The sequence below is a fragment of the Oceanobacter antarcticus genome (assembly GCF_044962685.1).
Classification (GTDB): Bacteria; Pseudomonadota; Gammaproteobacteria; order Pseudomonadales; family Oceanobacteraceae; genus Oceanobacter; species Oceanobacter antarcticus.
Genome location: NZ_JBBKTX010000003.1, coordinates 90214 through 109238 on the forward strand (window position 1 = coordinate 90214; position 19025 = coordinate 109238).

20 protein-coding genes are annotated in these 19025 nt (G+C 53.6%); 3 read left to right on the top strand and 17 right to left on the bottom strand.

Features of this window, described 5'->3' with window-relative positions; translation table 11 throughout:
- Positions 1-35 precede the first annotated feature (35 nt).
- Genes WG929_RS03250 through WG929_RS03265 form a run of 4 tightly spaced genes read right to left on the bottom strand, consistent with a single transcriptional unit; the run spans position 36 to position 2331 of the window.
- Complete coding sequence (locus tag WG929_RS03250) at positions 36-881, bottom strand: type II secretion system protein (RefSeq protein ID WP_416204873.1); 846 nt, start codon at positions 879-881, stop codon at positions 36-38.
- Positions 881-1393, bottom strand: a complete 513-nt coding sequence (locus WG929_RS03255; protein ID WP_416204874.1) for a type IV pilus modification PilV family protein — start codon at positions 1391-1393, stop codon at positions 881-883. The genes WG929_RS03250 and WG929_RS03255 overlap by 1 nt, the downstream gene beginning before the upstream one ends.
- Positions 1390-1875 (bottom strand): prepilin-type N-terminal cleavage/methylation domain-containing protein, encoded by a 486-nt coding sequence (locus WG929_RS03260; RefSeq protein WP_416204875.1) that lies wholly within the window; start codon positions 1873-1875, stop codon positions 1390-1392. The genes WG929_RS03255 and WG929_RS03260 overlap by 4 nt, the downstream gene beginning before the upstream one ends.
- Before the next feature lie 6 nt (positions 1876-1881).
- On the bottom strand, positions 1882-2331 hold the full coding sequence (locus WG929_RS03265; protein ID WP_369855207.1) for a type II secretion system protein: 450 nt from the start codon (positions 2329-2331) through the stop codon (positions 1882-1884).
- Positions 2332-2819: 488 nt separating this feature from the next.
- Here WG929_RS03265 and WG929_RS03270 point away from each other — a divergent pair, with 488 nt between their 5' ends.
- A complete protein-coding gene (locus WG929_RS03270) occupies positions 2820-3587 on the top strand; it encodes a 3-hydroxybutyrate dehydrogenase (protein WP_369855208.1) in 768 nt (255 codons plus the stop codon).
- Between the two features lie 203 nt (positions 3588-3790).
- On the opposite strand, the gene WG929_RS03275 is transcribed toward WG929_RS03270, so the two are convergent.
- From WG929_RS03275 to WG929_RS03310, 8 genes are read right to left on the bottom strand one after another with little or no spacing between them, the layout of a single operon-like run.
- Positions 3791-5020 carry a type II secretion system F family protein gene (locus WG929_RS03275; RefSeq protein ID WP_416204876.1) on the bottom strand — a complete coding sequence of 410 codons (1230 nt, stop codon included), beginning with the start codon at positions 5018-5020 and terminating at the stop codon, positions 3791-3793.
- Complete coding sequence (locus WG929_RS03280; protein ID WP_416204877.1) at positions 5020-6729, bottom strand: GspE/PulE family protein; 1710 nt, start codon at positions 6727-6729, stop codon at positions 5020-5022. The genes WG929_RS03275 and WG929_RS03280 overlap by 1 nt, the downstream gene beginning before the upstream one ends.
- An 18-nt stretch (positions 6730-6747) precedes the next feature.
- The gene (locus tag WG929_RS03285) at positions 6748-7119 is read right to left on the bottom strand and encodes a hypothetical protein (protein WP_416204878.1); all 372 of its coding nucleotides are present in this window, start codon (positions 7117-7119) and stop codon (positions 6748-6750) included.
- Positions 7116-8786, bottom strand: coding sequence for a pilus (MSHA type) biogenesis protein MshL (gene mshL, locus WG929_RS03290; RefSeq protein ID WP_416204879.1), 1671 nt, complete (start codon positions 8784-8786; stop codon positions 7116-7118). Before mshL ends, WG929_RS03285 begins: the two co-directional genes overlap by 4 nt.
- Positions 8783-9154 (bottom strand): hypothetical protein, encoded by a 372-nt coding sequence (locus WG929_RS03295; RefSeq protein ID WP_416204880.1) that lies wholly within the window; start codon positions 9152-9154, stop codon positions 8783-8785. The genes mshL and WG929_RS03295 overlap by 4 nt, the downstream gene beginning before the upstream one ends.
- Positions 9147-9920 (bottom strand): hypothetical protein, encoded by a 774-nt coding sequence (locus tag WG929_RS03300; RefSeq protein WP_416204881.1) that lies wholly within the window; start codon positions 9918-9920, stop codon positions 9147-9149. The genes WG929_RS03295 and WG929_RS03300 overlap by 8 nt, the downstream gene beginning before the upstream one ends.
- The gene (locus tag WG929_RS03305; RefSeq protein WP_416204882.1) at positions 9917-10582 is read right to left on the bottom strand and encodes a hypothetical protein; all 666 of its coding nucleotides are present in this window, start codon (positions 10580-10582) and stop codon (positions 9917-9919) included. The genes WG929_RS03300 and WG929_RS03305 overlap by 4 nt, the downstream gene beginning before the upstream one ends.
- Positions 10582-11595 carry a hypothetical protein gene (locus WG929_RS03310; RefSeq protein ID WP_416204883.1) on the bottom strand — a complete coding sequence of 338 codons (1014 nt, stop codon included), beginning with the start codon at positions 11593-11595 and terminating at the stop codon, positions 10582-10584. Before WG929_RS03310 ends, WG929_RS03305 begins: the two co-directional genes overlap by 1 nt.
- A gap of 171 nt (positions 11596-11766) precedes the next feature.
- Between WG929_RS03310 and trmL the strand changes: the two genes are divergently transcribed.
- Positions 11767-12273, top strand: a complete 507-nt coding sequence (gene trmL / locus WG929_RS03315) for a tRNA (uridine(34)/cytosine(34)/5-carboxymethylaminomethyluridine(34)-2'-O)-methyltransferase TrmL (protein ID WP_416204884.1) — start codon at positions 11767-11769, stop codon at positions 12271-12273.
- Between the two features lie 614 nt (positions 12274-12887).
- On the opposite strand, the gene WG929_RS03320 is transcribed toward trmL, so the two are convergent.
- The gene (locus WG929_RS03320; protein ID WP_416204885.1) at positions 12888-13793 is read right to left on the bottom strand and encodes an SDR family oxidoreductase; all 906 of its coding nucleotides are present in this window, start codon (positions 13791-13793) and stop codon (positions 12888-12890) included.
- Positions 13794-14056: 263 nt separating this feature from the next.
- A complete protein-coding gene (locus WG929_RS03325; protein WP_416204886.1) occupies positions 14057-14605 on the bottom strand; it encodes a hypothetical protein in 549 nt (182 codons plus the stop codon).
- 58 nt (positions 14606-14663) lie between these two features.
- Between WG929_RS03325 and WG929_RS03330 the strand changes: the two genes are divergently transcribed.
- The gene (locus WG929_RS03330) at positions 14664-14810 is read left to right on the top strand and encodes a hypothetical protein (protein ID WP_416204887.1); all 147 of its coding nucleotides are present in this window, start codon (positions 14664-14666) and stop codon (positions 14808-14810) included.
- A gap of 131 nt (positions 14811-14941) precedes the next feature.
- Here WG929_RS03330 and WG929_RS03335 read toward each other — a convergent pair whose 3' ends face one another.
- The 3 genes from WG929_RS03335 to WG929_RS03345 form a co-directional block, all read right to left on the bottom strand.
- On the bottom strand, positions 14942-17572 hold the full coding sequence (locus tag WG929_RS03335) for a hypothetical protein (RefSeq protein ID WP_416204888.1): 2631 nt from the start codon (positions 17570-17572) through the stop codon (positions 14942-14944).
- Positions 17573-17713: 141 nt separating this feature from the next.
- Positions 17714-18343 carry a putative phage tail protein gene (locus WG929_RS03340; RefSeq protein ID WP_416205011.1) on the bottom strand — a complete coding sequence of 210 codons (630 nt, stop codon included), beginning with the start codon at positions 18341-18343 and terminating at the stop codon, positions 17714-17716.
- A 2-nt stretch (positions 18344-18345) separates the two neighbouring features.
- Positions 18346-19014, bottom strand: a complete 669-nt coding sequence (locus WG929_RS03345) for a hypothetical protein (RefSeq protein ID WP_416204889.1) — start codon at positions 19012-19014, stop codon at positions 18346-18348.
- Positions 19015-19025 lie beyond the last annotated feature (11 nt).

Here is a 19025-nt window from a genome sequence, read left to right on the forward strand (position 1 = left end):
TGGAGACAACAACTGATGGGACAAGCCTCCCGGCGTCAGGGTACATGAAGCAGACGCACCTCCCGAGTAATCGACTGACGTTCTCCGGCACTGCCCGCTGCATTGCCATCGCGGACAGAGCGCAAGGTAGTAAAACGGACGCTGACCACCGCATTACGTTGCACTCCAGATGCCAGCAAACCGAACTCCAGCGACCCTGGCAGCAGACTGTCCAGCATCAACGTGGCATCGGTAGCTGGCAGCAACTGACTGCTGTCTGCAGCAAAACCATAGCCGCGATAGCGCCAGATGCGCCCGCCAGCGTCCTCACAGTAGGCCACGGGCGTATCCACCAGATAGACGCGACGCTGAGGAGAGTCGGTAAGAAAGCGTTCGTTCTGGCTGAACACCAATGTTTGACGATGATTCTGTACCAACCCCAAGGTCGCCATAGAGGATGAAAGTGCCGAACCAGGTTCGCTGCCTGCCGCACCGTAAATAACCTCACTGCCGACCGGATAAACGGCCACATACCCCGTATCACCCGAACGTAGGCCGGGGAACTCCACCACTTGCATCACAGTGCCAGCCAGCCCCAGCGGCAACGTGAGATAGTCACTACTACCGAGCACCGGCACCAGCTCCAGACAGGAAGAACCGTTATTTTCAAAACGCCGTACACTGTTTGGCAGCGCCAGGCGAATATCGCGGATGATCTGTTCCGCTGTCGCACTGGCATTGCTGGCCCACATTGAACGGGAAGAGGTATCGAGCCAGCCCAGCACCGACAGACTTATAAACCGGGTACTGACCAGCCCAATAATGCCAGTGATCACAATCACCATAATCATTTCGATCAGCGTAAAGCCGCCAACACCCACAGCCATGCAGCGCCGTGGCATCAGAAGTTTCCCCGCAATGCCGACAGCCGCAAGCGCTGATTGTCCGGCCCGCTGACCGTCACCTGAATCAGTTTGCTGCGACTACTGACGTTGCCAACGCCATCCTGGCAACTCACCTGCACATCCACCTGATACAGCGCCACGGCAGCCAGCAAAGCGCCATCCAGAAACCGGCCTTGTTCGCTCAAACCATGAAAATCGTCCACATCATCAAAATCGCTACGCCCCGACTCACCACCCTCTGGCCCATCAATCACGCAACGACCAACACTGCCGCCACCCAATGGGCTGTCCTGCTGAAAGTGCAGCGCCAAAGCGTCATCCAGATAGGATTGTGCCAACTGCACGGCGCGGGTCTGCCACAGCGGATTGGCACTCTGCCCCACCCCAAAACTGATACTGCGCGTAACCGCCGTCAGCGCAATCGCAAGAATCACCAGGGTAATAACGGTCTCAATCAGACTGAAGCCCGCTGCCACATAACGACCCGACTCAGCCATATGGCCGTTCACAAACATGCCCCTTCATAGGCGTATCCCGAGGCACTGACACAGAGTTGAATAGGCGGAGAGGAAAGCACACAGAGCTGCAACGGCTGATAGGGCACCAGCTGACCATTACCATCAAACAGAATCGTTGTCGGCAAGGACGGCAAATCGCTGCAGCCAGCCGCCAGACGGCGGCCGATCAACAATGACAGGCCGCCACGTTCCAGCGTCTGCGACAGCACCACACCCTGATCAGCAGACAAACTGGCGAGCCACTGATCACCCAACTGAGAAATCACCAACGCCACCGCCGCATCACTGGAGCGCGACAGCGATACCTGACGCGCCTGCTGAAAGACCCCCAGCCAGTGATCAACAATGACACGGCGATCATAGCTGTCGCGGCTGGCAAAGATGCCGACCGCAGCAGCAGACAACACCCCGGCCAGCACCAGTACCAATATCAGTTCAATCAGCGAATAACCGTTCTGCCGCCCGGCAGCCACCAGGCATCAACAGCCGGTAGCAACCACTGAAACGACCGGGGTGATATTGGTCGAACCATCGGCTGCTTCGTAACGGGCATAACAGTTGGTTTTGGCCGGTACCAGATCAAACTGCAAAGTGGTAATCGTGGCACCCGCTACGTCTGAGGTGGCGTAATCGGAAATCTGCGCGGAAGCAACAACCCCGGCCGCGTCGGCAGTCGGATAGCCAGAAGCCATCGTCACTACCTGACCATCCAGAGTCACGGACGACGAGCCGGAATTGCCATCCGCCAACTGCTGGGCATGGGCAATATTGGACGACGAGCGTAGCGTACCTGCCAGCGCATTAAGGCTAGCCAGTCGGGCATCACCACCGAGATCCGCAAACCGTGGCAAGGCGAACGCCGACAATACACCCAAAATCACAATCACCATGATCAGCTCGATCAGGGTAAAACCGGAAACACGTTTCATACATCACTCCTGCGTGACATCTGCCTGACTGTCAGGTTACGACCGCAGCAGGGCTACGGCACACACGAGACAGCGAGGATTAATTGATCTGTTCCTCCTAACCATAGATCACAGCATCGTGATTGCCCGCGCTCTTACGAAAAGACACAGAGCAGCCCTGAACCACAACAAAACACGGGAAAAAATACGGAAAAATGACGCCACCAGCGCCACTTACCGACGAATGACTGGCAGGTTTTCAGAATTTCACAGCCTGATTTGTGTCAGTATGACAAGCCATAAAACGACCATACCCTTGCTACGCCAGCCGCAATCACCACGGCCAGCGGCAATCACCACGGCCAGCGGCAATCACCACGGCCAGCGGCAATCACCACGGCCAGCGGCAAACAGATTACCCGCGCACTCGTAACAAAGATGGATACTCTGTGGTCAGAACGCTTGTTATAGTCAAAACCAAAACCGAAAGGACAGGAGGCTAGACCCACATGAACAACCTGCACATTCTTATTACTGGCGGGGCCAGTGGTATCGGCCTGGGCATTGCCGAACAGCTGGGCAAACAAGGCGCCCGCATCGTGATTTCTGACATCAGTCAGGAAGCCCTGGACAAAGGTCTGGTTCAACTGAGAGAAGAAGGGATCAACGCGACAGCAGTCGCCGCCGATATGTCCGACATCACCGCAATCGATGCCCTGGCAGCCCACTTTACCGACGACCCGATCAACGTGGTGGTCAATAATGCCGGGTTGCAATTTGTTTCCCGCCTGGAAGACTTCCCTGCCGATCGCTGGAAATTGCTGATTGATGTGATGCTGGTTGGCCCCGCCATGTTGTCGCGAGCGCTATTACCGGCTATGCGAGCACAAGGTTTTGGGCGCATCATCAACATTGGCTCGATTCACAGCCTGGTCGCATCGCCCTACAAATCCGCCTATGTCGCCGCCAAACACGGCCTGATTGGTTTTTCCAAGACACTGGCACTGGAAACTGGCGATACCGACATCACCGTCAACACCATCTGTCCGTCGTACGTCAAAACACCGTTGGTTGAAAAGCAGATTGCTTCCCAGGCCAAAGAAAACGGCATTACGGAAGAAGAAGTGATCAACAAAATCATGCTCGAACCAATGCCGAAAAAGCAATTTATCGACATCTCCGAAATTGCCGGCACCGTTGCTTTCCTGGCCAGCCCGGCAGCCAAAAACATCACCGGCCAGACCATGGTGCTGGATGGTGGCTGGGTCGCTCGCTAACACTCACCGTCAGATTGGAGATCCCCTGGGGCCGATGGTGCCTATCCGCAACACTGAATCATCATCGGCAAGCCGCCTTCTACGGCGTTCAGGGGCCATTTCAATCTGATCGTCCCGCTCCCTCAGGCCGGGGCCGGGTGGGTGGGTGGGTGTATTGGTTCCAGGTGTCATCCACCACATGGACGGTGGTCTATATTTACGGGCTACCCCGCTGCTGCTCCTCGCGCCGCTGCGCCCAGCTCCCAGATCGGTAAAAATACACCCAGCGCCAGTATCAGTACCAGAATGCCCATCAGCACCAACATCAAGGGTTCCACCGCGTCCGCCAGCTGTTTCAGCTCGTAATCGATTTCTTCCTCGTAAAAATCCGCCACGTCGTTCATCAGCTGGTCGATCGAACCGGTCTCTTCGCCCACCGCCATCATTTGTAACACCAGCGGGGTAAACAGCCCGGAACTGGCGGCAGTGCGGGTTAACTGGTCGCCGCGTTCCACTCCGGTCTGCATCAAACGGATCGCCCGACCAACATGACGGTTACCGACACTGTCCGACACAATCGCCAGGCAGCGTAAAATAGGTACTCCGGCCGACATCATCATCGCCAGTGAGCGGGCAAAGCGCGCCAGTGCCATGCGCCGGAACAAAGAGCCAAAGATCGGCAGCCGCAGCTTTAACGCATCCCAATACACGCCGCCGTCCGGGGTTTGCTGGTATTGCCAGGCGGCGACCACCAGCGAGATCACGCTCAGGGCGATCATGGAGCTGTAGTTGGTTGCAAACTCTGAGCTGGCAATCAGCACACGGGTCGCCAATGGCAGCTCCGAGCCCATATTTTCAAACACCGGGATAAAGTTCGGAATGACGTACAGTGTGACAATGCTGATGGCTGACACCATCGACATCAGCACCAACATCGGGTAACGCAACGCAGACTGAAGCCGTTTGGAGGTTTCCTGTTCCATTTCCAGGTGTCCTACCAGGGCTTTGAAGGCTTCTGGCATGCGTCCGGTTGTTTCACCGATGTGCAGCATGTTGATATAAATCGGCGAAAACACCTTGGGATGCTGCCGGAAGGCCGACGTCAAATCGCCGCCGGAGGTCAGGGTGCGGGAAATATCCGCCACGATACGTTTTATTTCGACATTGGGAGACGATTCGGCCAGGCCATTCAAGGCCCGAATAATGGGCACTCCGGCACGGGTCAGTGCCAGCAATTGGCGAGTAAAAATAATTTTTTCAGCCAGTCGGATACGACGGGAATGCCAGAGTGGCATAGCCTCGCGATCGCGGCTGGCTGGTCGGGCATTCAGCCCCAGTACCAGAATCCCCTGCCGTTGCAGCTGCGTCGCGGCACTTTGCTGATCTGCGGCCTGCACCTGACCCGTGACCGCTTGTCCACGGCCATCGCGGCCTCGATAGTCATAACCCGGCATCAACCATTGGCCTCATCAAGGGTGGCAGAAACCCGGAATACTTCTTCCAGCGATGTCCATCCCTGGCGGGCATAGTCCAGCGCAACCAGCCCCAGTGGCCGAAAATCCGGCTGCCGGGCGGCGGCTTCAGCAAAGGCGTTGGCATTATTGTCACGTAATGCGGTGATCAGCGGGCCACGTATTTCAAGCAGTTCATAGATACCGACCCGTCCCTGATAACCGGTGTTATGGCACTGGTGGCAGCCATGGCCACTGCGATAAGAGTGGTCTGCGGCTCCAGCTTCCATGGCGTTCAGCCAGGCACGTTGCTGCTCTTGTAGCGGCTGCGGCTGAATACAATTCGGGCAGAGTCTTTTAATCAATCGCTGTGCTACCACGGCGCGCAGCGATGACGCCACCAGATAGGTATCCACGCCCATATCGAGCAGCCGCATGGCACTGGAAGCAGCGTCGTTGGTGTGTAATGTCGACAGCACCATATGGCCGGTCATGGCTGCTCGCAGACCGATTTCGGCGGTTTCCTGATCACGCATTTCACCCACCAGAACAATATCGGGATCCTGCCGCAAGGCAGCGCGCAGCACCGTGGCAAACTCCAGCCCGACCTTGCTGTTGATCTGTACCTGATTGATACGGGGTAATCGGTATTCCACCGGATCTTCCGCTGTGATGATTTTTTTCTCTGGCCGGTTGAGCAAATTCAGTGCCGCATACAGAGTGGTGGTTTTGCCACTCCCTGTCGGCCCGGTGACCAGAATCAGCCCGTGAGGACGCTGGATCAGATGGCAAAAACGCTGCCGTAATGGCGCTGGCATCCCCAGCCGTTCAATGTCGAGCAAACCGCCGCTCTGATCCAGCAGACGCATCACCACCGATTCGCCAAATGGCACCGGCATGGTCGACAAACGGACATCGATGCTTTTGTTGGATACACGAATATTAAAACGGCCATCCTGAGGCAGGCGTTTTTCCGAGATATCCAGCCCCGACATGATTTTCAGGCGCGACACCAGAGCCGATGCCACCCGTTTTTCTTTCATGATTTGTTCTTGCAAATCACCATCGATGCGCAAACGAATACGCAGCAGGGTTTCTTCCGGCTCGATATGAATATCCGAGGCTTTCACCTGCACCGCATCTTCAAACAGGTTTTGTAACAGTCGCACCACTGGCGCATCGCTGGAATCGGAGTCCAGCGCCATCTGGTCTATGTCAAAATCGCTGGCTTGCAGTTCGCCTTCCAGCTCACCGGCAATCGACGCAATTTGTTCCTGCCGCCGGTAGAGGCTGTCCAGCAAGGTCAGTAATTCCTGCTCACGTACAAAAGCGGGCAGTACCGGCCTACCCAGTGCCCGTTGTAATTCGTCCACCAGCATCAAATCGGTTGGATCCGCCATACCCACTCGATAGCCGCCACCTTCTTCGGCCAAGAGAATGGCGCGATAACGCCTTGCCTGCCGCTCGGGCAGGCGCTGCACCAGTGCCGCATCAATACGAAAACGGGACAGTTCGATAAAAGGAAAATGGAAACACTCGGCCAATGTCCCCAACAGCTGTTCTTCCGCTAAAAAGCCAAGATCGGTGATGGCGCGCCCGAGCTTCTTGCCCGAACGCTTTTGTTCCGCCAGTGCCTGTTGCAACTGGCTAGCGGTGATCAGCTGGCGCTCCAGCAGCAGATCACCGATGCGGATCTTTTTCGAGGTATCCATCAAGTTGCCACTCCTGGCCTAATGCTCGCTGGCCGAATAGCTTTCTGCCACAGAATCATGTGGCACCGGTGCCTGCAGCAACGTCAGATCACTGGCCGGAGGTTGCGGTTTTAACACCGCCACAGCCCCTTGCGCAGTGGCTGCAGACGAGGTTGTTATGGCTGCCGTTTGCCGCAAGTGCTCGTTACTGGCGTCAATCAGCCAGCCAGTCAGCAGCGCAATGCCAAGCATAATCAGCATGGCACCTGCTAATACCAGCAGTGCATCTTTAATTGGAAGTTCCCTTTCCGGAGTATCGCGCAGCGCATGGCTACGCGGACGAGTACGCAATTCATGCGTCTCGGCGGGTGCAGTTACAACTGACCCTTTTGTATACCATTGATGGTTCATGGTGTTGGTCCTCCGGGAGTAGATACGGACGGTACCAGGGTGGAGAAACGGCGATTGATTTCACCAATTTCTTCCACCGGAATGGCTCCGTCCACGATGTGCGGCTGAATCAGAATGACCAGCTCGCTTTGCACACTTTCCTGCCGCTGCTGGCGGAACAGCCAGCCCAGCAGGGGAATATCACCGAGTAACGGTACTCGCGCTTCGGTCGTGACCTTGCGGTTTTGCATCAGACCGCCAATCACCACTACCTGACCGGACTGCGCCCGAATAATGGAATCGGTCTCGCGTACGGTGCTGTAGGCCAGCGGCAGGTTAAATTCCTCGCTCCCCAGCTCAATGGTTTTGACCCGCTCTTCCACCTCGGTCACGGTCGGGTGCACATGCAGGATCACTTCTTGCCCATTGCTGATCTGAGGGGTGACATCCAGTGCGATACCAGAGAAAAAGGGCGTCAGTTCAATGTCGGGGCTTTGGGTGCTGCTGGTAGTCGAGGTCGTGGTGGTGGTACTGACTTCGGTAACAAAAAACTCGTCCGACCCCACTTTGATAACGGCTTTCTGGTTGTTCACAGTGGCAATACGCGGACTCGACAACACCCGGACATCACCCTGGGTCTGCAACAACTCCACCGCGCCGGTGAAATCACCCATACTCAAGTTGAGCGAAAAAATACCGCCAATACGATCGGCATTGTCCAGCCCCACACCAGCCTGCCCGGCGGTGACCGAGTTACGGCTGCTAGTGGCGGCCAGCGTGTTCCAGTCGATGCCAGCCTGAAAACCATCGTTCAGGGTGATTTCAAGAATTTTGGTTTCGATCAGCACTTGTTTGCGAATGCTGATCTCGGCCTGGCGCAAATACGCCTCGACCGCTGTCTGAGTCGATGGCATGGCGCGAACAATCGCCAGACCGGCATGAGCATCGACGACCACTTGTGCACCCTCCTCACCCTGTATCAGCAGTTGCAGGGTGGAACCCAGTTGTTGCCAGAAATCCGCTCGGGACGCCGTTTCAACTTCGCTGGAGTTCACTGTCCGACTGCCGGAACCTGAAACGTTAGATCCACTGCCGCCATTACGTTCAACATTGGACACCTGGCCACTGCTGACTTGCATGCCAGAACGGCCATTGCGGCTCACATTGAGGTAATCAATCGGATAAATCCGGGTTTGCTGCTGACGCGGCAAAACCTTCACACCATAACGGGTTTCGATAAAATCATAGCCATGAATATCCCGTACTGCTTCCAGTGTTTCCCGCAGGGTTACCTGTTGTAAATGCAGCGAAATCAGCCCTTTCACCTCCGGGTGCAAGACCAGATTGACCCCTGTGCCATGCACCAGGCTGTTAAAAAATACCGCGACCGGGGTGTTATCTGCGATGACATCAAAGCGCTCAACCGCAGCGTTAGCCTTCGCCTTGTCAGCGGTTGTACTCGCCATCAGGTCAGCACCCGCACCCGCACCCGTATTAGAGTCTGCGGACAGCGCCCGTTGATCCACAACTTCTGCCGCTGCCGCGACCTGCAGCAGCGGTTCAGCGGCAGCCGATGGTGGTTGCAGTGGCGTCTGGCTGCAGCCAGCCAGCGACACCAACCCGGTGAATACTGCAAGCAACAGCCCAAGTAGCCGTCGTTGCTGGTGAATTCTCAGAGACCCCGTCATTGTGATTGGTTTCCTTCAGTGGTCGTCTTGTGCTGGCGCGGTTGGGAGCGCAGGGCGCTGTTAACCAGCGTCAGCCGTTGAGTGTCGGTGGCTGATCGCAATAGCACGCCCTCCGTATCAATGCGTATTAACCGATAACCCTGGATACGATCGCCACTGGAGAGCAACTGATTGTTAATCACCACCACCGCCTGACGGCCCAACTGCAGTTGTTGCAACACCAGTGGCTCAGCGGTTACAAACTCGACGGGGTGACGGGATTCATTACTGGCCCAGGCCGGTGGCCGGGTTGGATCCGAATCTGCCTGTACCGTCATGACAGCGGTAAGTGCTCCCCCCAGAATGACTCGCAAAAAAAGACTATCCACCCACCACCTCCGCTTGTGTACTCAGGGTGAACACTGTCAGCGACAGCTCTCCCCAGGGATGCTCTTGCAGACGGTAGTCCAGTGACTGCCAATAAATCCGGCCAGGACTGGTATCCAGCAGACGCAGGTAATGATTGGCGCCACGCCAGGTGGCCTGTAAGCGAATCCTGAAACTGTGTTTCCAGAGCAACGGTGCCTCGGCAATTGGCAGAATCGATGCGGTCGTGGCATTGGCACCAGCCGGTACTGCTGCAGCCTGTACCGCAGAGAGTGATGTCGTGATTGGCGCAGCAAGTGAAAGCGAATCAGCAACCGGTTCGGGCGGCAGATTTTCCAGTGACAGCAAGACCAGCTCCGGCGTTTGCTGCAACACCGGCTCCAGTAATGCCACCATCTGCCTGGGTGCCACTAACTGGTCGGAAAGATTGTCGGTCATCTGGTCCAGCGCCCGCTGTTGTTGCTGCAGACGCTCCAGACGACGTGCCAGTGCCTGATTAGGATCCTGCGGTTGCAGCTGTTGTAAAGCAGCCAACTCCCGATCCAAATCCGCTATTGCCTGCTGTGAGCCTGCCAACAGTTGTTGCTGTTGCTGCCGTTGTTGCCATAAAGGGTCGATACATACCCAGCCTGCCAGTAGCAGTAACACCATCAGAGTGATGGACAGCAGCCGTAATTCTCGCGGTGCCAGCTGCTGCAGTTGCGTAGCCAGTTGCACAACCAGCGCGTGTTCCTGCCAGTTTTCTGTCCAGCCCGCCATCCTGCTCATGGCTGTTCCTCCCGGATGATGGGCAATACCGATGCACGCCTGCCGGGTTTCGCTGCTCGGGTATCCAGAACAAAACCGAACCCCGGCGCTTGCCCGGTAATGCCAATTCGCTGAAAACGCCGTTGCTGATAGGCCGGCAGTAAACCGAGTTGTGCCAGATAACGGGACACCGCCACCGGCTCGCGCACCTGCCCGGACAAGGCGATCTGCTGGCCCTGATCGCGGATGGCAATCTCTGCCAGCCAGACGTTATTCGACGACACACTGCCCAGCTGGGACAGCAACGGCAGGAACGACTGTGAACCGTCCGGCAGACGACTGTGCCGTTCAATCTGTGTTAGCAAGGCCAGCCGTTGCTGGCTCTGCTGCAAACGTTGTTTGCTGTGTGTTATTTGCTGCTGCAGGGCAGCGTCCGCTTCCGGCATACGCAAACGCTGGTGTTGGCGGCTAATATCGCCCTGACGCAGAACCACCACCTGTTGTTGTTGCTGTAACCGCGACTGGTTATAACGCCACTCCAATGCCAGCCCGACCACGACCAGCACCAATAAACCCAGCGGTACCAGCAACTGTCGAAGCAGCTGCCGAAAGGCAGGCGGCAAACGCACCGGTTGAAATTCGGGCAGGTAAAAATTGACCCGCTGACGGGCTTGCCAACTCATTAAACGGCCTCCCGCCAGAACGGATCCAGCGCCAGCCAGGCAGCCCCCAGAGCACTGGCTGTCAGCGCGTTACCATCACTTTCAATCCAGTGGCCTAACGACAAACGGCGACAGGGCATGGCAAGACGCTGTTCCAGCGCCAGTAGCAAACTGTCGTCAAGCTCGTCGATCGCAGCCACCAGCCACAACTGCCCCACCACACCCATACCCTGTTGACTGTCGAAATAGTCCAGCGAACGCTGGATTTCCAGCGCCAGCGTATCCAGCCGCTGAAAACCGCCCGCCGCTGGTGCTGACTCGCCGACTGACAGGCTGTCAGACCATGAGCCAGCAACGGTCAACTCGCTATTGTTGTCCAGTTGCGCTAATTCTGTTGTCAGGGCTGCCGCTCCGGTTTGCAGATCGCGGCGTAAATACAGTGCTCCCTGGCTGTAGATCAGCAACCGGCCGTTGTCTTTTTCCAGCTCCAGAATGGCAATACTGGTTTCTGGCTCCAGCGGTTCCAGCAGGCCAAGTAAAGCCAGCTCAGTAATCGTCACGGCCTCTATGCGCAACTGTTGCTCGCGGCACTGATTCACCAGCGTCTGCACCGAATCCCGTGGCGACATCGCCACAAACGCCATGTTCTGGCGTCCGCGATAGGCGTCTTCTGGCAACCGAAACGCCTGCACCAGTAATTGTTCCAGCGGTACATCCGCCAGCTCGCCCAAGCGGAAACGCATGGCATCGGCAAGCTCACTGTCTGCCACCGGAAGCGCATCCAGCAGCTGTAGCTGATAACCATCACTCGGCAATACCAGCACAACACGTACACGCCGACAGGGCAGCTGACGTGCCCAGACACCCAGCGCCTGCCAGTCAGCCAATGGCTGAAAACAATGGCCCAGCACCTTGCGCCCACCGTCTGCCGACACCACGCCACTGGCCACCGCTGCCAACGCACCCGATGGATGCAAAGCGATACCGATATAACCGGTGCCAATGTCGGATCGTGATTGCCAAGGCCAGCGCATAGATTGTCAGTCCAGTTGTTGAATACTGTCAGTGTAGACAGGATTTTGGCGTTTGCCGGTTCAGCCCTGAACCTGTGCCCGGTGGTTACCCATCACCTGTTTGCCAGCATCACTGGTGATCAAGGGGGTGAAAACCTATACTGCCCGACCGCTTGTTCGCCGGATAACTGCATGTTTCATATCGTTTTGTTTGAGCCGGAAATTCCACCCAATACCGGCAATATCATTCGCCTGTGCGCCAACACCGGCTGCCAGTTGCACCTGATCGAGCCACTGGGATTCAACATGGAAGAAAAAGCGCTGCGCCGCGCCGGACTGGATTACCACGAATTTGCCTGCGTCAAAACCTACCCCAGCTTTGAACACTTTTTGCAACAGGCACAGCCAGCGCGGCTGTTTCCATTCACCACCAAGGGCAGTACGGTGCATTCATCCGCTGCCCTGCAGCCAAACGACTATTTTATGTTCGGGCCAGAAACCCGTGGCTTGCCAGCCGAGGTACTGCGACAGTTTCCGCCAGCACACTGGCTAAGACTGCCAATGCTGCCGGACAGCCGCAGCCTCAACCTGTCGAATAGCGTCGCAGTGGTGGTGTTTGAAGCCTGGCGGCAAGTGGGATATGAGGGAGCAAAGCTGGCGGGGGACGGGATTTCAGCGTCAGAAAGTGAATCAAGGTAGGGCTAGCCACCATGCTCCCAGCCGACATAACAACGACTTCCCATCGGCTTTGCCGGGCGTTTCACAAGTAGTTGCCTAACGCTGATCCAGCGTTCTTGCTTGTGGTGGTCTCAAAAAAATTAGCCTATGGGGGACATCTAACGACTGCTTGCAGCTTTTCGGGCACAACGATGAGTTTGCGCCGAGATTTTTTGGCCATACTCGTCTTGCCGATGACGTCACACAGCAGCAACAAGGAATAAGGGGTCATATCACCACCGTCAATACTGGCGGCAATTTGGCAAGGCTTGAGAGGAAGAAAACGGGATGGCATTCAGGTCGCATATTGTCACGACGGTCATCTCTTTGGAGCTAAACAACAAAAACCATAAGGGATACCGCCGTTTTTGTAGCTATCCTCGTGAAATATCCTGGCTGATGAATTTGAAAGCGGGCGAAATTTAACAACCTGTTTGGTATTTTCACCATCAGGGTACATCTAAAAATGTAGCGAGCGATGAAAGGACAAGGCAAAAATCGACGAAAAAGCGCAGTTTATAAGTGATAAATGAGCATTTTCAGTCGATTTTTAACGTCGCAATGTCGAGCACAGTCATTTATAGATGCGCCCATTACTAAAGAGCCGCCTTATCTTCTTCAATTAGCTGTTGTAAAGACACAGGCTTTTGGCCCGTAATAAACTCTACATGGTGAGAAAGAATGTTATGGTAACCCTCGTCAAACGCAACATACGCACTCACCAGTTCATCAGAACCCCAAAACACACCAGGGTTTGTTGCATCTTCCTGAACATCGCGACCAATACCCCAACTGGCAAATTTCTCATGCATTTCATCTGGCGTGAGTATTTCATATTGAATTGGGCGGTCGTATAGTGTTGAAAACATGCGTGAAATTTCTCTAAAACCAAGAAGGTCAGGGCCAGTAAGTTCGTAGGTAACCCGATAGTGTTTTGTCGGCTCTTGCAAACAGACAGCGGCACAGCGTGCTATATCTTGTCTTGATACTGGAGCAATTTTACCTTTATCGCCAACTTGGTACCATACCCCTCCCATTAATGCACTCTGTGCCATCGGCGTGAACATTTCCGAGTAGGTTTGGTCTCGGAAGATCGTATAACTTAAACCTGATTCAATCAGATCACGTTCACTTTCAATATGGTCGCCAGCAGAAACTGTCGGATTACCAGGGTGAACACCCGCAACTGAGGTATAAACAATGTGTTTAATACCTGATTTTTTAGCTGATTCTATCGCATTACGGTGCTCTTGGACTCGTCTACCGACCATAATACTGCTAATTAACAGCATGGTATCATTCCCTGCATAAGCCGCTTCCAATGATTCAGGATCACGGTAATCTCCACGACAAACGCACACCCCCTTCGCCGCCAGATCAGATAGTTTATCCGGGCTTCTTGTAATAAGTGTCAGGTTTTCTGGCGCAACCGTTTTCAGCAATTCGGAAACAACCAGTTTCCCCAATGTGCCCGAGGCACCATTAACAACTATTTTATTCATATTAAACGCTCCTGGCTTTTTAAATAACATAAAGAATTTTCAAAAAAATATCTTTTATGGACTATTCATCAATCCCTAAATTCAACTAATAACTGCAACACTCGTATGCAGAAGGCAATCCGCCCCTTCCCTCTAATGGAAGGGGAGTTTCAAGTGTTCCTGACCACGACTCTCTTTTAGGTCGATATAGAAGTTTTATAAATTCAGGCTGACAAATAAGGGGAAATTTCTGAAAAACCACGACCTGCCATTTCCAGCAATATTTATTTTGTTTTGTCCGCAAGTGCAGTTCGTAAAGCAGTGGGGGTTACTGCCATCGCAATCATAAAACCGTAGAAACCTTTAACAAGATAGATACTGCTCAGGGTCATTGAATCGTTCCATGCAATGGATAAAATAAAAATAGCAACGGGGGCCGAAACAATAGTAACCACAACCGCTACGAACAAAGACCGTATAATAATATTACCTGGTAGCATGGATTTTCCATTTTCCAACGGTAAAACACTGCCAGAAGCTACACGTTTACGAGTAATAAAACCCAACGCAAGCACACTCATTAGTGTAATGACAAAGGTTTGCGGAACAAAATCCGCTGCAAGCCCTGACGTACCCCATAACTCAATACTTTCCACATTGGAAAATAGCATCCACGCAAAAAACACACTAAGCAACCCACTGACAACGGAGTTTATAGCAGTTTCCTTGATTATGTAACTTTTGTGTTCCTGAAGCATACTATTAATCTCACCGTCCAAGTTATTTTTATCAAACATAAACCAGACACGTCGACACCAACTTAAAGGGGACATCTATTTAATCCTGCACGGCTCTGCGCGAGTGTTGCCGTTGTTCAGGGCAAGGCGACGAATGCAGCGAAATGACGCGTCCTTTTCAAATTCGTCAACACCGCACTGGACGGCGGCAACCCGCGCCCTTCGGGGGCTGCCGGATGATCTCGACTCGGTGTCGCCGACTTTTGACTTGACCCGTCAGGCCTGCAAGTCGGCTTCGTGATTCGAAACCATCCGGTGGCCCAGAGTGAGCACCGGATTAAATAGATGTCCCCTAAAGAATAGACAAGTCCGGGGCATCCAAAGCTATTACTGTAGCGCGCAAAAAGTTTTTAGACAATTGGCGGTATGTTTTTAGACACTGCGAACTGTAAAAAACTCGCTGGAACCGGATACTGGGATGCCCAGCAAGTCGCCAAAATCTGACCCGTCGATGTTCGTCCCATCATACAGGCATCCAGTTATTTGGCTAATCTCATCAACTGCTGTCCCATACGACCAGGGCCCACCGAATTGATACCTGGCCAGGAGACCATCTGACCAAGAACCGGACACTTTGCTTATTCTGACTGTGTCACTGGCAACGATTGCTGCTGCGAAACCAGATCGCGACCATGTTGCGCCACCATCTGCACTCAGTTCGATTCCTGTAACGCTTTCGCTGCCATCTGTTTGCAAATGACCATAGTTCGGCATCATGACAATCATGTTGATCGAGGTTTTTCCTGAGTCTGTAAAAACAAATCTATCAATCACAGGATTTTTTGACGTGCTGGAACGATTCCAGCGACAGAGAGCCTCAGCAATCCTCACGCCAATGCGTGGATTACCACGCCATGAATCCGGATTCTGATGCGGACCACCAGAATTTGCGATTCCGCCATTTGCGATTTCAATATCTGACGTGAATGGTCCTACAATGCCATTCACGTCAGCCCAAAGTGCTTGTGAATCACGTGCTAACGATACATTTGCGTATCCAGAGTCTGCATCGAATGGCCCGCCTGACGTGGTTCTATGCCCTGTTGCTGGCATGATGATGAAATCACGACACGATCTGAACGTGCCATCAAACAATGTGTGATCTACAACTGCAATTTCTCTTGCGCTCTCTGCATCTGATCCAGTCGCCTTTCCATCCAGAAGTGGTTGGAATATTTTTGACATGTAATCAGCGGCAGCATGCTGATTGTTCGTCACCCAAGCCCAAACGTAGGCGCTCACGTCTCGTCCAGCCAGCATTGTCATGTCAGCACTGAGCTGCCACTGTCGCGCAGGATCTGCATCATCCAGCCACTGGTCAACTCCAGTGCCAGCAACACAGTCTGCGATTATACAAACCGGAATAGAATTTTTCGCTGACCAGTGAGTGAGCATCGCTGCGATTCCGTCAGAAACCGCCTGATCGTCGACTCTTATCAGGCTCGGCAGAGTTTCATATCCGGTTGGCGAATTCAACCGGCACAATGACGCTGGAATTGCGTTTTGAGTGATGCCGAGGTCAGTAGAATTTGAAAAAATTACCATTTGGCTTTGGCCGATCAATTGGATTTTTACGCCTGCTGCGACTGGATTGCGATGCATCAGCGATGACGATCCACAACGGAAATCGATCGCCAGCCATTTATTTGTAACCGGCAATCGCACTCTCGCAGTTGCTGTTGTGTTTCCAGAGCTCAGAGTTGCTGCGGCCATCCAGGATGTCAGTGCATAGCCGTCAGCATCCAGCACTTGGCATTCGAGCACTCCAGCGATTGCACCATCAGTCATGCAATCCAGCATCATCTCTGCCGAGCTGGCTGACGGCCCTGAAATGCCAGCGATAAATCCAACCGGCTTTTCGTTTAGCCAAAATTCAGATCCGCATCGACCGATAGATGAACCTGAATAAACTCGTCCGATGATTTCTGTGTCAGCCGATGAATCGACAAAATCGCCGGAATTTTTACACCCATCTATGCCAGCAAGGCTGCGGTAAAACCGTACATCAGCTGGCGCATTGTCAGTCAGCCATCGCTGCGTATCAGCCACAACGATGTCAGCTAGCTGCGCCTCGGACAGCGCGCTACTTAGCATAAAGACATCAGATATCGACCCAGGCCATAGGCCGTTTGGCTCATCGTAACCGGTCAAAATTCCTGCATTTCCTGATCCACCAATCAGGAAACCGTCTCCGCTGAGTGAGGTGATCCCTCCGGCCGTTGTTCCTGTAGCAGACGTGGCAGAAATTATGCCGCCGTTTTGTGCATCGATTACATACAGATGTATTTCTTGCCCATCATCGACAACAACAATTTGTACATCCTCCGAGTCAATTTCATCAGTTAAAATCTGAATCGGCTGAACAGAACCGGATACCCTCACGTAAAATTTAAGTTTTTTGGCATTGATCGCACTGTTGAAATGCTGTCCGTAGAACGCAAAATAGAATCCGGCTGGATATTTTCCAGTGCCCATTATTTTGAACGCACGATTTTCAGCTGTTGCATAAAAAGGAATTTTTAATTTAAAACCGAATGATGTGTTTGCACCCATAAAAACTGGCATACCGGTTTTTGACTGCCACAGCACGCCCGAACTTGACAATTTTTCCGGAGACAGTCCGTTTCTCTCGTAAAACCTGATCGATTTCCCGTCGAGTGATATTTTTGAGATGGCTGCAGGCTGGCCAAAATCGCTTTTAACCCAACCCCCATCGATGAACATGTAAATTCCATTATTGCTACCATCCAGCAAAACCTCTGCCGACTCTCCCGATGCTGGCGCACCACTGGCCTGCAGATCGGCCAGGGTTTCAAACGCCAGTCTTCCCTGAATCTGAGCCTGCAACGTGTCAAATTTTTCGGCCATGGCAGCTTGCACTGAGTCTTGATCAACTAGCGCAACTTCGCCACCGTTGATCACCATGGCCTTATCACCAGCTTGGTGATCACGGATCGGAGTTTGTGCAGAATCCGTCAGTTCAAAATATTCTTGATCAGCCATTATTGACCTCCGAATGAAACCGTGCGGCCGTTAAACGCCAGGCGTTTACCAGAAACCAGTAGGATGGATGTGATAAAAATGGGTTTTTGGTACTGCACCGGCTCTTCCGAGCCGAATGAAATCTGGATAAGAGCTGACATATTAACCATCCACAGGATTTGTTGAGTTGAACGTAACGGCGACGGGTTCGCCTGCGTAGTTGATGAGCGCGCCATTAACCGCCAAATAATTGGTTTCTGAGCGGTTGCTGATCAGCACTTTGTGAACGTGGATCAGACGGCGCAGCATCTGTTCGAGCCGAGCGACTGATGCAGCGTTTGCATTAACGACATGAACGCTTGCCTGCACAACAAACGCCCAGTCTGTGCCATAAAAATACCCGCCGAAATTGCCGCCGAATGTCGTTTCGGAATACTCAGTAATCGTGATCTCAAATCCCAGGGCAGCAGCCATGGCGATCAGGAATTCACGAGACTGGGAACCATACTGCTGGTACTTTTGAACAACCGCGTTGCGACGGTCTTGCAACGTTATTGCAACGTCGGTGCTGTCATCTTGCAACCCATATTCCGCTTCCCATTCGTCGATCAACTGAGTGATATGGCTTGGCAGTGACTCTGCTGCAATGTCGTCCAGCATGGCGTCGACACGGGCGTATTCTTCAGCCAGCCCGCCCATTAACTTACCCAGCGTGCTGTCTGGCTCACGGGGCCATGCAGGCCCCAGAGGCAGCAGTGCCAGCAATTGGCGCTGGTAATGGCTGATCGCCATACTCACAGCAGGATAACCTCGAAAAACACATCCGCGTCATAACCGAGGATGTCACCAGTACCACCGGAGTCGGCATCTCGATAGGTTTTGATGTTGACGCCAGTAGCCGTCTTGCTGTCTTGCTGTACCCAGGCAGCCACCGTGACGCTAGCGGTTGAAATCAGGTAGCTGCTGTAACTGGTGCCAAACGACAATGTGTAATCGCCAGTGGCGTTTTTAACCACAGACCAGCTGGAAACGGGTTTGTGTGTCCAGCTGCCATCTGCGGCAAAGGCCGCCGGAATCCGAATGCCGCGAACAAGAGACAGAACCGCGCTTTCACCGTTTGTCAGCGCTGAGAACAGATGTGTATGACCATCATCACTTTTGAGATCCAGCGCATCTTGTGTCGCTTGCGCCAGCGTATCGACCTGATCGTCGACATAGTTCGTATTGTTGGTGCCGATCGCGCTGGCGATGACGTTGTTAATGGCCGTGATCAGCTGAGTCACAGACTGATCAGACGGTGTCAGGCCGCCTGCTGTGATGACGTTCAACAGCTCGTCAAACACCATGTTCTGATACGTAGCGCTGTTCTTTGATGGCGGTACAACTGGCGATGCAGTCACGTCACCGTCGGTGAATTTGCCGTCGGCCAGCCGGGCTTCTGTGTCGGATGTCGGGTAATCCATAAACGTCCTTT